The sequence below is a fragment of the Apibacter adventoris genome (assembly GCF_002964975.1).
In the GTDB taxonomy this organism is placed as follows: domain Bacteria; phylum Bacteroidota; class Bacteroidia; order Flavobacteriales; family Weeksellaceae; genus Apibacter; species Apibacter adventoris.
Genome location: NZ_PSZM01000040.1, coordinates 65,169 through 78,078, shown reverse-complemented (window position 1 = coordinate 78,078; position 12,910 = coordinate 65,169). Strand labels below are relative to the sequence as shown.

Here is a 12,910-nt window from a genome sequence, read left to right as displayed (position 1 = left end):
CCATTCTTATTTGTTTTTTTTCAATATATATATAATTTTGTTCAATGTTAAAATATAATTTCATTTTTTGGTCATTTATTATTTTTGAGATTACTAAGGCTCAAAATTCTTTTTTAGACTCTCATTTTAATTCTGATTTTTATAAAAAACAGTGGGTTGGATTTTATTTGTATGATCCTGTAGGAAAGAGAGAACTCTATAATTTTCAAGGTGAAAAGTATTTTATCCCAGCCTCTAACACTAAAATTTTTAGCCTTTATACAGGGTTAAAAATTATTCCCGATTCTATTCCTGCTTTAAAATATCTAATTAAAAATGATACTCTATATATTGCAGGCACCGGAGATCCTTCTTTGCTTGAATCTTATTTTAAAGAAAATAAGGTAATAAATTTTTTAAAAAATAGTAAAAAGCCAATTTCATTATTTTTAGATAATTTTAAAGATGATCCTAATGGCAAAGGATGGATGTGGGATGATTTTGCTGAATATTATTCAGCAGAACGAAGCGCATTTCCAATATATGGAAATATTGTAAACATATATCCAAATTTAAAATCAAATCCAAACTATTTTGAAAGAAATATAGTAAGGAAAGGAAATAAGTATTCCAGACTATTTAATGAAAATATTTTTTTCTCTAATGGAGAAAAGCATTTGGAAATACCTTTTATAACTTCTGATACTTTAACTCGAAAATTACTGGAAATAGAAATTAAAAAGCCTGTCACTCTTACTCATAAATTTCCTGCAGGAAAAGTAAACATATTATATAGTATTCCTTCTGATAGCCTCTTTAAACGTATGATGCTTGTTAGTGATAATTTTCTGGCAGAACAAATTTTAATGATTTCTAGTGGAATACTTTATGAAAATATGAACAGTAAAAAAATTATTAATTATATGATTAATGAACATTTAAACAAAATACCTCAAAAACCTATTTGGGTAGATGGTTCAGGTTTATCTCGATATAATAATATATCTCCTCAAGATTTTGTTTTTGTTCTTAATAAAATGTATCAAGAGTTTTCTTTTGACAGATTAATTAATATATTTCCAACTGGTGGGGTAAGTGGTACTTTGAAAAACAGCTTTAAGTCTAAAGAACCTTATATTTTTGCTAAAACCGGGTCTATGGGACAAGTGTACAACTTAAGCGGATATTTAAAAACGAAATCAAATAAAATACTGATATTTAGTTATATGAATAATAATTTCCAGCATTCTAATGGAGAAATTAAAATGCAAATTCAAAAAGTTTTAGAATATGTAAGAGATACTTATTAAAATTATTTTAAATAAAAATTCACTAATAAAATAAAAAAGCCATACGCTAAATACGATATGGCTTTTTTTTATTAAAAGTAAGTGATATATTTTATTATTAATACATATTTTTTGGATTTATAGTTTTAAATATTAATCGGTTTTTATTTCAAAATGAGCTTCAATATCTATTTCTCCACCTAATTGTCCTGCCGATGGCGCATCAGGATTCTTATCAGCCGATTGATGCATTAAATATAAATAAACCATTCCACCTCCTTTAGGAACATTCCATAAGGTTTTATGTCCTAATTTTCTTCCTTGAGCATCTACCCTATCCTCTGCTGCATATTTTATATTAATCTGAGAATTATTTAATTTCTGATAATATACAAAATGATCCTCTGCATCTTCAATAAATATTTCATCTGTCACATCATGGATATGATCACCATGTGCAGAGTAAAAATAAGTTTCTACATTATAGGTCCCTGCAGGAATATTAACAAGTGTAAGTGGCAACTCTGTAGTCCCTTCTTTTACTTGATAGCTAAACTCTCTTACTAGAGTAGGATCTGTCAGATTTATAAATTTTAATACTATTTTAGATATTTCCTCATGTTCATGTTCTGGTATTGAATTGATAATATCATATTTATCATCTGATGAACAGGAGATAAACCCTATAAATATTATTAAAAATACTGAAAAATATGTTAGTAAATTTCTAATTATTTTTATTGTTATTTTGTTTTTCATTTTTATTATTTAGTGTTAAAAATTATATTGTAAATTAAGTATTAAGTTCCTTCCTACTTCATCCGAATAAAATCTTAATCTATTTAAATAATCTCTGTAGGAAGTATCAAATATATTTCTAATAGTAAATGATATATTTAATTTATTGTGATACGTAATTGGTAAAGAAAACCCTGTATTAAAATCAAATATTTGATAAGCTGCCGGGGGGGTACTTATATCTAACAAGGTAGGAGTAATTATTCCGTTGTTTACTATATTCACTGTAAAGTTATAATCCGGATAATGATTTTGTCTAAATACACTTATAGAAGATAGCTTTGTAAAAAAATTCATCCATTTTTTATTTTCATATAGCAAAGAGTTAACCCATTTAGCTGGTGGCATATTAATTAAAGCTATATCATTTTTTTTATCATTTCCCCGTAAATAAGAGAAATTAGTTGCTATTTTTATGTTAGGATTTATAGTAAAATCTGCCATTACATCTATTCCATAAATTTCTGCATGAGTCTGCATATATTTCCACACAGGGAAAGCTCCTCTTATAGAGTATTCTACTCCTGTAGGAATTTGATTTATATAATCTTTAATATAATTATAATGTGTTGTTATTTCCAGATTTATACGATAATTCAATAAGTTTCCTCTAAAAGTAGCCATAATTTTATTAGATTTTTCATTTTTCAAATCTAAATCTCCTAATTCTATGGCTGCTGCGGAATGATGTAGACCATCGCTAAACAACTCACTGGGGTTAGGCGTTCTACTGCTTAGTGAATAATTTACTATGATATCATTTGAGGCTCCTATTTTATAATTTGCTCCTAAAGTAGCTGCAAATCCATAAAATTCTAAAACAGGATTGGTAAGATAGCTTAAACCTGTATCTTTGAGTACAAGATTTGGATATTTTTTATCATACCCTAAATCCTGCCATCTTGTTTTTTTGAAAAATTTAAGTGCATCTATTTTTTGATAATCATATCTAAAACCTGTTTCTAAAATCAGATTAGGAGTCAATGAATAATTTTCTATCCAGTAAGTCCCAACATTATTTTTTTCATAATAAGGTATTATGGGACTTATTCCTGTATCTACATTAGGTATATTTTTCTGGAAAATATAAGATACTCCCATCTTACCTTTAAAACCAAAAATATTTTTATGATCAAAATCTAAATGAAAATCCTGTGTTGTCAAATCTAAATTTAATGAAGGTTTTCCTTTAAACTCTGATCTTCTTACATCATATTCTTTTCTGTTATTAAACTGATAGCCGTAAGTAAAACTCAATTTACCTAAATTAAAATTATAGAAAGTATTAATTTTAGCCAGATTGTGTTGTATTTTTTGTTTAGGAGTATCAATATCCATAGTAAAATCTTCTATAATTAGAGGTTGTTTACTATTAATAGCATTTACTAGATTTTCCAAATTTCCTATGTGTGCCGATTTTAAAATTCCCGTATCAGTACCATAATAACTATAAAAAATTTCCATTCCAAAACTATCTTTATTGTAAGCTGCCTGAACAGAAAAATCATTTTCTGAAATACCTGTATTAGAAAGATTATAATTAGGTGCAGACAAATCTCCTAATTTTTTATAGGTCCCTTGTAAACGAAACGCTAAACCATTTCCAAACCCTTTTTCTATATTGGCTGACATATTTCCTCCTTTTCCATTTGAAATATTAGAAGTTAATATATTTCCTAACAAGGTATCTTGCCTTGTTAGTTTTTTAGGTTCCACCAATATAATCCCTCCTATAGCATCTCCGGCATATTGCAGAGCTCCTGCACTTTTAATAATATAAATAGAATTGGCAAGATTTACATCTATATCCGGAGCGTGTTCTATTCCCCATTGTTGATCTTCCTGCCTAATTCCATCATTCAAAATAGGGACACGGCTGCTATGTAAACCATGTATAACCGGTTTAACAATATTATTTCCTGTACTTAATGAATTGACTCCGGCTATGGAAGTTAAAGCCGTTCCTAAATTTGTATCTGAATAGGAATTAATTTGACTTTTAGAAATTTTATTTTCTATTGAAGTTTTTGTATTTTTTTGAGATTTACTTATTGTTATTACTTCCTGAATCTCTTTTTCATGATGCTCTAAAGAATAATTTTTTATAATGTTCTTATTAATAGAAAGTGGAAAAGTTTTAGAAACGTATCCTAAATGTGAAATAATAACGTTATAAGTTTCTGCACAAACATTAGAAATTAAATATTCTCCTTTTTCATTTGTGAATGTTGAATATATTTTTTGTCCCATAGTATTGCATACTAAGACCTCGGCATTTTCTATGGTTTCTCCTGAATGTATATCTTTAATTTTTCCTGATAGTGAATAATTACAAACATTTTGCGCTTGTATAACTATTACTATAGTTAGCGATAGTAATATAAATATTTTAGACATAAAAAGGGTTTATAAGATAAATAGATTTCTTTTTTTAATAATGATTTATGCATTATTAAAAAAGAAAAAGTTGAAAAATGATTATTTATTTTAAACCCCTTGAGGAGGAGGGCGATTATACAGCTCTGAACTAATTATATTTTTAAAAAATATATTACTGTATGCACAGGTAAATAAATGTAATTGAATTGAATGTTTGAATAAAGCAAAATCAAAAATTTCAGGGATTTCAAATGCCTGATATTTACTTATTAAATAAATATTATGACAAACCTGACAATCTATATGATGTGAATGTTCTTTATTATGTTGCTCTATATGAACATATTCCTGAATTACAGCAAACTTAAAAATAAAAGCTACTATAAAAAGAATATAATTTATATTTGTTTTATGTTTATATAAATAATTCATGCAAATCAGTGCAAAAATAAAAAAATCTCCTTAAATGAAGGAGATTTTTACATCTATCTATTTTTATTGATTTACTTCTTTTTAGAAGAATCTTTTTTAATAAGTTCTTGTCCTAATTCTATAATGTAGTTATGTAAACTTTCCTTTATTTCAGGATGAGATAATCCATACTGAATACTTGTTTTTAAAAAGCCAAATTTATCTCCTACATCATATCGTTTTCCACAAAATTCTCTCGCAAATACCCTTTGGGTTTTATTTAATGTATCTATAGCATCTGTTAGTTGAATTTCATCTCCTGCACCCGGACTTTGATTTTCTAATATTTCAAAAATTTCAGGTGTCAAAAGGTATCTTCCAATAATTGCTAAATCACTTGGAGCTACATCCGGTTGTGGTTTTTCAACAAAACTATGTACATTATACAACCCTTTTTCTACTATACTTTCGGGAGCTATAATTCCGTATTTATAAGTTTCTTCATGAGGTACTTTCATTACGGCAATAGTTGCTGCATGAGTCTTTTCATAGTCTAGTATCAACTGCCTTGTTAATGGTATTTTATCTTCCATTAAATCATCTCCTAACATCACTATAAAAGGCTCATTACCTACAAAGGCTTTAGCCTGTAATACAGCATGCCCTAATCCTTTTGGATGAGACTGACGTATAAAGTGTAAGTTAATATCTGTAGTTTCTTCTACAACTTTTAATAATTCTGTTTTATTCTTCTCTCTTAAATTATTTTCTAATTCAGGGTTTGAATCAAAATGATCTTCAATCGGACGTTTTCCTTTTCCTGTAACTATAAGAATATCTTCAATTCCTGACTTTATAGCTTCTTCTACTATAAATTGTATTGTAGGTTTGTCTACAATCGGCAGCATTTCTTTAGCCATAGCTTTTGTTGCAGGTAAAAAACGTGTTCCTAGTCCTGCTGCAGGTATTACGGCTTTTTTAACTTTTTTCATAAATTAAATTTTGTTCACCTAAAATAATTTTTTTATTGTTATTATTTCAGTATAATATAAGGCTATTTGTTTTATTTTTTATAATTTTATTAAATAATTTACTGAAATAAGTTTTCTATCTCATTTTCATATTTATCAAAAATAATTTTAAACCATTCAGTAAAGTTATCCGGATAATTTTTTATTTCGTTTTTTAAATCTTCTATACTAACCCATCTCACAGCATGCACTTCTTGCACATTAATATATACTTCATTTTCATATGTTCCAATAAAAACACGATCAAATTCATGTTCTATTAAACCATCACCTACCTCAGCTTTATATATAAAATGAAATTTTTCAGTGAGATGACAATCAAACCCTAATTCTTCTTTTAGCCTTCGATGTGCAGCATCTAAATAGGTTTCATTTTTTCTGGGATGGCTACAACAAGTATTAGTCCACTTTAAAGGGGAATGATATTTAGTTCCAGCTCTTTGCTGAAGAAGTAATTGCTTTTTTTTATTAAAAATAAAAATTGAAAAAGCCCTATGAAGTAATCCTTTTATATGAGCTTCCTGTTTCTCCATCTCTCCAATAACCTCATCAAGTTCACTTACTAAAATTACAAATTCCATATTAAATAAAAATAATAAAATGATTATCTATACCTAAAGCCGTTAGGATTGATAAAATTATCTAAATTGTAACCTAAACCTACCATAAGACCGTCTCCTCCTTCTTTATAAATATCTGATATACCAAAATTATAGCCAAAAGTAAAATTAAGTTTTCCTAAATCTGCCTGGAAAAAAGGAGTAAAAGAAAGACCACCACTTTGCTGTGAATCTTTTGCTGTTCTATAACTAACTCCTACTGCAAATGCATTAAAATCATCTTTATATTTTGCTTTCAAATTAAAATCCATAATTCGTTCCGAATTAGTATTTAATGACATAAGGAATGAGGGCTCAAGGGAAATTTTATCTACCAACTCCCAATTGTAACCCAAATTAAGATAATACCAAGTCGGAGAAGGTTCTATTGAATTTACAACCGGTCTATTCCTACCTAATGGAATATCTAAAACAGATACACCTGCAAAAAAACCAGAATAAACTACTGATGTGCCTAAATTGAAATAAGGCAAAAATATAGATTTATCACCATATAACAACGGATCATTCTGATCTTCTGGCCTTAATTTATTATAATCAAATGATTGAGAAAATAGGCTAACAGAACATCCGAAAGAGAATTGACTTTCTGATCTAAATTCTTCATCTCCTAAAGGTATATGATAAGCAGAAGAAATATTCAATCCGGTTAAAGTAATAGGTCCATTCTCATCTCGGAAAAAATAGGCTCCTAAACCTACTCTATCAAAAGCATTAAAATGAGCACTGATAGTTTGAGTATTAGGACTCTCATTAAAATCATTCCATTGTTGATGGTACGTAGATTTTAATACTATTTCATCTGTTGATCCTGTATAAGAAGGATTTATTAAAACTTTATCAGATAATAAGTATTGCTGATCAAAAGGAATACTTTGTTGTCCGTAAGCGCAATAATAAATTAAAATAAATACCGATAAAATTTTTTTTAAATAATTCATTAGCAATTAATTATCTAATAGTTATTGTTTATAGAAAATGCAAACTTAAGAAAAAAAGTATTCATCTGTATATTTTTAAAAAACTATTTATATGAAAATAACTAAAATTACATGCATTTAATAACAAAAGAAATAAATTCTTATCCATTAATTATCTATTTTAAATTATTATAAATTTACACTTTTAAATGAAATAAATATTACAATTATAATAATATTTTTTCAAAAGCTTTATTTATTTTATGTGGATATTCTAAAACTAAAATATGTGAAGCTTTATCAATTGTATATAAATTATCTTGCATATCATCTTTTTTCGTTTTTATTGAAATTTTTTTATATGGAAATATAATATCTTTTGTACCATGTATTTGATATATATTTTTACATTCTTTCTCAGATTTCCAATTTATAATCTGGTTAATTGACCATTTTAAATATTGGGGATTCATCTGAGTCATATATTCTTCAATTTTTAAATCTTCTTTATCTTTTATCCGGGGAGGTCGCATTTTAAAATAAACTGATCTTAAAAAAGCATAAGATAAAAATTTTTTACTTGTAAAAAATGTCATAGGAAACCAATGTGTAAATTTTATTCTTTTTAATATTTTAAATAATTGTGGAGTTTGTATATCATTTTTCATACTTGCTATAAGAATAGTTTTTTCTGGATTCATAAATTTATTCATCTCCTGCACAATTATTCCTCCAAATGAATATCCTACTAAAATAAAAGGTTCCGTGGTATCTATTTTTTCTGCCATTTTATGAGTATACTCTTCTATAGTTTCAGTACCTTTAGGAGTAAACCACTCTATATATACTTTTTCAAAACCATCAGGTAATTTTATATGCTTAAAACACTTACAATTTGCTCCTAATCCTGGAATAAAATATACTTTCATATTCAATTATTTAACAATTTAACAAAGATAAAATTATTAAAAAAACGTTCTTTTTTTATTTTAATAAATTTAATACAATAACACTTATATTTGCAATTATTTTTTGCTCCATTTAGATTTATTAATCACATGAAAATATTACATAGAAATTTAATTCAAGGATTGGAAAAAGCTCTTAAAGAAAGTTTTTTTGAGCCAAATAAATATGCAGATAAAGTACTTGAACGAACTCTTAAACATAATAAAAAATGGGGAAGTAAAGACCGATCTTTTATTTCCGAGTCGTTTTATGACATTATAAGATGGAAAAGAAAACTTGAATTTTATGCAAATAAAAAAATGGCTCCTGATAATATTAATTCTATAATAGCCACTTATTTATTATTAAAGAAAATAGAACTCCCATTATTTCCGGAATTTGAAAAAATATATAAAAAAAAAATAAAAGATCGTTTTAAACTTGCTTTCCCCTCTAAGGCTATTGAATATTCAATTCCTGACTGGATGCAAACACTTATGAAAGAAGAATTAGGAGAAAATTGGTATAAAGAAATGAAGGCTTTAAATATTCCTGCTTCTACTATTTTAAGAGCTAACACTTTAAAAACTACCGCTGAGGATTTAAAAAATATTTTGAGTGAAGAACAAATATCTGTAGATTTCATTAAGGGTTATAAAGATGCATTAATTCTTGAATACAAAGAAAATGTATTTAAAACTCAAGCCTTTAAAGATGGGCTTTTTGAGATTCAAGATGCATCTTCTCAACTTGTCGGGCAGTTTCTAAATCCAAAACCAGGCATGAGGGTTATTGACTCTTGTGCAGGTGCTGGAGGAAAAACTTTACAGTTAGCAGCATTAATGCAAAACAAAGGTCATATTATTGCTTTAGATATACATGAATGGAAACTACAAACTCTTAAACAAAGAGCACGAAGAAATGGGGCTCACAATATTCAAACAAAAGTAATTGAGGATTCTAAAACCCTTAAAAGACTAGAAAATACAGCAGATAGAGTTTTAATTGATGCTCCTTGTAGTGGCATAGGTGTATTAAGAAGAAATCCTGATGCTAAATGGAAACTTACCCCCGAATTTATGGAAAGAATTTATAAAGAACAACGGGAAATTTTGCAAAATAATTCAAAATTAGTAAAAAATGGAGGTATAATGGTTTATGCTACATGTTCCATAATGCCTTCAGAAAACACAAAACAAGTCCTAAATTTTTTAGAGAATAATAAAAATTTCAAATTGGAAGAAGAAGTATCTATTTTACCTTCTAAAAGTAATTTTGACGGATTCTATATGGCTAAATTAGTACGAATCAGTTAATATTTTTTTATATATTTTTATGTTTTCAAATAATTTATTAATTTCAACAGGAATTGAGTTCCTATTATATGGATTCTTTCATCCTATTTTTTTATGAATAGAAATAAATATGCATATTAGCAATTATTTAATTTTATCAGAATATTTATTTTATTGAAAAAATTGAGCTGATAGGAAGATTATTAGTATTATTCCCTGTATTATTCTTTTAGAAACGAATTTGGCATTTCTATATATTATTTTCCCTACTTTTTTTAAATTATATTTGATTCTCAAGTATATTTATAATTGATTTTACCTGCTTATTCAAGTTTTCGATACTTGAATCATTAGATATATGAAAATCAGATAATTTAATTAATTTTTCCTGAGGCCATTGATTTTTAATCCTTAATTTAACTTTATCTTCCGGAATATTATCTCTTTTCATAACTCTCTTTATTCTTAATCTTTCGGGTGCTGTTACCACGAGTGTATAATTACAATCTTTATAGGATTCACTTTCAAATAATATTGCAGTTTCTTTAATACAAAACTTCCCACTTTGTTCAGATACCCAATTTTTAAAATCTTTTTTAACTTCTGCATGAACTAACTTATTTTGTTGTTTTAATAACTCATGATTTGTAAAAATTTTCTGGGCTATAAAACTTCTGTTTAACGATCCATTAAGGTAAGCCTTTTTCCCTAATAAATTTATAATCCCTTGTTTTAAAGAATCGTTTTCTTCCATAAGTTTTTTAGCTCTTATATCTGAATTATATACCGAGTATCCTTTCTCTTTAAATATCTTAATAACTGTTGACTTTCCAGCTCCTATTCCACCGGTCACTCCTAATATTTCCATATAAATTTTAAACAATAGAATATACCATTACATAATGAGCTGTACTTCCTCCTAAAACAAATAAATGCCAAATAAAATGTGAATAGGGAATTTTTTCAATAGCATAAAAAATCGTTCCTAAAGTATAAAAAACTCCACCAATTACTAAATACAACAAAGCATAGGAGGCCATTAACTCTATAACATTTTTAATATCAAAAATGATCATCCATCCCATAGCTAAATACAGAAATAAAGAAAGTTTGTCTACCTTACCCGTTAAGAATACTTTCATAATAACACCTATTGTAGCTATAGTCCATACAATAAAAAATAAGGTCCACCCCGAATTATTAGCCAAAGTAATCAAGCATATTGGTGTATATGTTCCAGCAATTAAAAGATAAATACTCATATGATCTAAAATTCGAGCTTTTCTTTTCATTTTTTCATTGGAAAATAAATGATAAATAGTAGAAGAAGTATACAAAATTATTATTGATATTCCATACATCCATATACTTAAAGTACTATACGCAGTTATACTTCTATTTTTAATTAATAAAAAAATAAGACCAACAATACCTAATACAATCCCTGTAGCATGGGAAACTGTATTAAGTAATTCATGCTTATCTTTTGCTATTTTTATCATTTTTATTTTAGTTGTATTTTAATAAGTCTTTAACAAATTTACCTTTTTATCTTAAAATAAACAAGAGAATAAAATTATTTATTATCATTGCAGCTTTATATTGTCTTAGCAGAATTTATTGAAAAAAAATTTACATGACAAAAAACAGACAAACTGAATAAGAATTCCCTTATTATTCGCAGTACTTTTGTAGGAACTAATGCTAAAATATGCAAAAAACACATGAATTAAATCCTAAAAAGAAAAAAGTATTAATTATATATTCAACTACAAATGGTCATTGTTTAAAAGTATCAAATTTCATCAAACAATATTTAAATGCTAATGTAGATGTTATATCTATAAAAGAGACAATTCCAGACTTAAATTTTTATGATGGAATTATTATTGGGGCAAGCATTCGTTATGGTAAACATAATTCATTAGTAAAAAAATATATAAATTCACATTATAAAGAAATTCAGTCTAAACCAAATGCCTTTTTTTCAATCTCGTTAATTGCTCGAAAAGAAGAAAGAAGAACCATTGAATGTAATCCATATGTTAAAAAATTTTTATCATCTATTAAATGGAAACCTCAAAAACTGTCTATTATTGGAGGAGTGTTAAATTATCCAGAATATTCGATTCTTGATAAGTATATGATTAAATTTATTATGAATATAACTCATGGTCCTACTGATTTAAGTAGTGTGATAGAATACACAAATTGGAATGATGTTAAAAAATTTGCTTTGGATTTTAATCAGGGATTATAATGAGTTTTTATAGCTGAAAAATATATATATTAAAATAAAGACTTATTTTTGCAAATAAATTTAATTACAATTTTTAAAATATTAGATGGCAAAAATTAAAGTTGGTTTAGTACAATCCAGTTGTTCTAAAGATGTAGATAACAATTTAAAAAAAGCAATTGAAGGCATTAAAAAAGCCGCTTCGCAAGGGGCACAAATTGTATGTTTACAGGAACTATTTACTTCATTGTATTTCTGTGATGTAGAGGATTATAATAATTTTAAACTTGCAGAACCCATTCCTGGACCTACAACTGAGCTACTTTCTATAATTGCAAAAGAAAACAATATAGTTATTATTGCCTCTTTATTTGAAAAGCGTTCACTGGGTATTTATCATAATACTACAGCTGTAATAGATGCTGATGGGACTTATCTGGGTAAATATAGGAAAATGCATATTCCAGATGACCCTGCTTTTTATGAGAAATTTTATTTTACTCCCGGAGATTTAGGGTATAAAACATTTCAAACCCAATATGCAAAAATAGGGGTTCTCATTTGCTGGGATCAGTGGTTTCCTGAAGCTGCAAGAATTACTTCTTTAATGGGTGCTGAAATTTTATTTTATCCTACAGCTATAGGCTGGGCTATTTCTCAAGACGAGGTTACTAATCAGGAACAATATAATGCTTGGCAAACTATACAAAGAAGTCATGCAATAGCGAATGGTGTGCATACTGTAAGTGTAAATCGTGTAGGTTTTGAACAAGACGGAGCTATGAAATTTTGGGGAGGTTCTTTTGTCTCTAATCCCTTAGGGTCTATTTTATATCAAGCTTCCCATACTGATGAAGAAATTATTGTAGTGGATATAGACACTCAAGAATCTGATAATTATAGAGTACACTGGCCATTCTTAAGAGACAGAAGAATAGATTCTTATCAACCGATTACAAATAGATGGATTGATAATGATTGAATTTAAATAATTTATTAAG

The 12,910-nt window shown here is 27.2% G+C and carries 13 protein-coding genes; 4 read left to right on the top strand and 9 right to left on the bottom strand.

Annotation, left to right across the window (positions count from 1 at the left end; translation table 11 throughout):
• Positions 1-44 precede the first annotated feature (44 nt).
• On the top strand, positions 45-1,289 hold the full coding sequence (locus C4S77_RS07160; RefSeq protein WP_105246976.1) for a D-alanyl-D-alanine carboxypeptidase: 1,245 nt from the start codon (positions 45-47) through the stop codon (positions 1,287-1,289).
• A 132-nt stretch (positions 1,290-1,421) separates the two neighbouring features.
• Here the strand turns inward: C4S77_RS07160 and C4S77_RS07155 are convergent, their stop codons facing one another.
• From C4S77_RS07155 to C4S77_RS07125, 7 genes are all read right to left on the bottom strand, one after another.
• The gene (locus tag C4S77_RS07155) at positions 1,422-2,027 is read right to left on the bottom strand and encodes a hypothetical protein (RefSeq protein ID WP_105246975.1); all 606 of its coding nucleotides are present in this window, start codon (positions 2,025-2,027) and stop codon (positions 1,422-1,424) included.
• A gap of 15 nt (positions 2,028-2,042) precedes the next feature.
• The gene (locus C4S77_RS07150) at positions 2,043-4,463 is read right to left on the bottom strand and encodes a TonB-dependent receptor (protein ID WP_105246974.1); all 2,421 of its coding nucleotides are present in this window, start codon (positions 4,461-4,463) and stop codon (positions 2,043-2,045) included.
• Between the two features lie 90 nt (positions 4,464-4,553).
• Positions 4,554-4,877, bottom strand: coding sequence for a hypothetical protein (locus C4S77_RS07145; RefSeq protein WP_105246973.1), 324 nt, complete (start codon positions 4,875-4,877; stop codon positions 4,554-4,556).
• A gap of 71 nt (positions 4,878-4,948) precedes the next feature.
• The gene (galU, locus tag C4S77_RS07140) at positions 4,949-5,848 is read right to left on the bottom strand and encodes a UTP--glucose-1-phosphate uridylyltransferase GalU (protein ID WP_105194002.1); all 900 of its coding nucleotides are present in this window, start codon (positions 5,846-5,848) and stop codon (positions 4,949-4,951) included.
• A gap of 98 nt (positions 5,849-5,946) precedes the next feature.
• A complete protein-coding gene (gene idi, locus C4S77_RS07135; RefSeq protein WP_105246972.1) occupies positions 5,947-6,468 on the bottom strand; it encodes an isopentenyl-diphosphate Delta-isomerase in 522 nt (173 codons plus the stop codon).
• Positions 6,469-6,491: 23 nt separating this feature from the next.
• Entirely contained in the window at positions 6,492-7,448 is a 957-nt protein-coding gene (locus C4S77_RS07130) for a PorP/SprF family type IX secretion system membrane protein (RefSeq protein ID WP_105194000.1), read from the bottom strand.
• A 206-nt stretch (positions 7,449-7,654) separates the two neighbouring features.
• Positions 7,655-8,356, bottom strand: a complete 702-nt coding sequence (locus C4S77_RS07125; RefSeq protein WP_105246971.1) for an alpha/beta hydrolase — start codon at positions 8,354-8,356, stop codon at positions 7,655-7,657.
• Positions 8,357-8,485: 129 nt separating this feature from the next.
• Between C4S77_RS07125 and C4S77_RS07120 the strand changes: the two genes are divergently transcribed.
• Entirely contained in the window at positions 8,486-9,691 is a 1,206-nt protein-coding gene (locus tag C4S77_RS07120) for an RsmB/NOP family class I SAM-dependent RNA methyltransferase (RefSeq protein WP_105246970.1), read from the top strand.
• Positions 9,692-9,950: 259 nt separating this feature from the next.
• Here the strand turns inward: C4S77_RS07120 and coaE are convergent, their stop codons facing one another.
• Together coaE and trhA are read right to left on the bottom strand one after the other, a co-directional pair.
• Complete coding sequence (gene coaE, locus C4S77_RS07115; RefSeq protein ID WP_105193997.1) at positions 9,951-10,538, bottom strand: dephospho-CoA kinase; 588 nt, start codon at positions 10,536-10,538, stop codon at positions 9,951-9,953.
• A 7-nt stretch (positions 10,539-10,545) separates the two neighbouring features.
• Positions 10,546-11,172, bottom strand: coding sequence for a PAQR family membrane homeostasis protein TrhA (gene trhA / locus C4S77_RS07110; protein WP_105246968.1), 627 nt, complete (start codon positions 11,170-11,172; stop codon positions 10,546-10,548).
• A gap of 209 nt (positions 11,173-11,381) precedes the next feature.
• On the opposite strand from trhA, the gene hemG reads away from it, so the two are divergent.
• Both hemG and C4S77_RS07100 read left to right on the top strand, forming a co-directional pair.
• Complete coding sequence (gene hemG, locus C4S77_RS07105; RefSeq protein ID WP_105193995.1) at positions 11,382-11,930, top strand: menaquinone-dependent protoporphyrinogen IX dehydrogenase; 549 nt, start codon at positions 11,382-11,384, stop codon at positions 11,928-11,930.
• A gap of 85 nt (positions 11,931-12,015) precedes the next feature.
• On the top strand, positions 12,016-12,891 hold the full coding sequence (locus tag C4S77_RS07100; RefSeq protein ID WP_105193994.1) for a carbon-nitrogen hydrolase: 876 nt from the start codon (positions 12,016-12,018) through the stop codon (positions 12,889-12,891).
• The last annotated feature ends 19 nt before the right edge of the window (positions 12,892-12,910 follow it).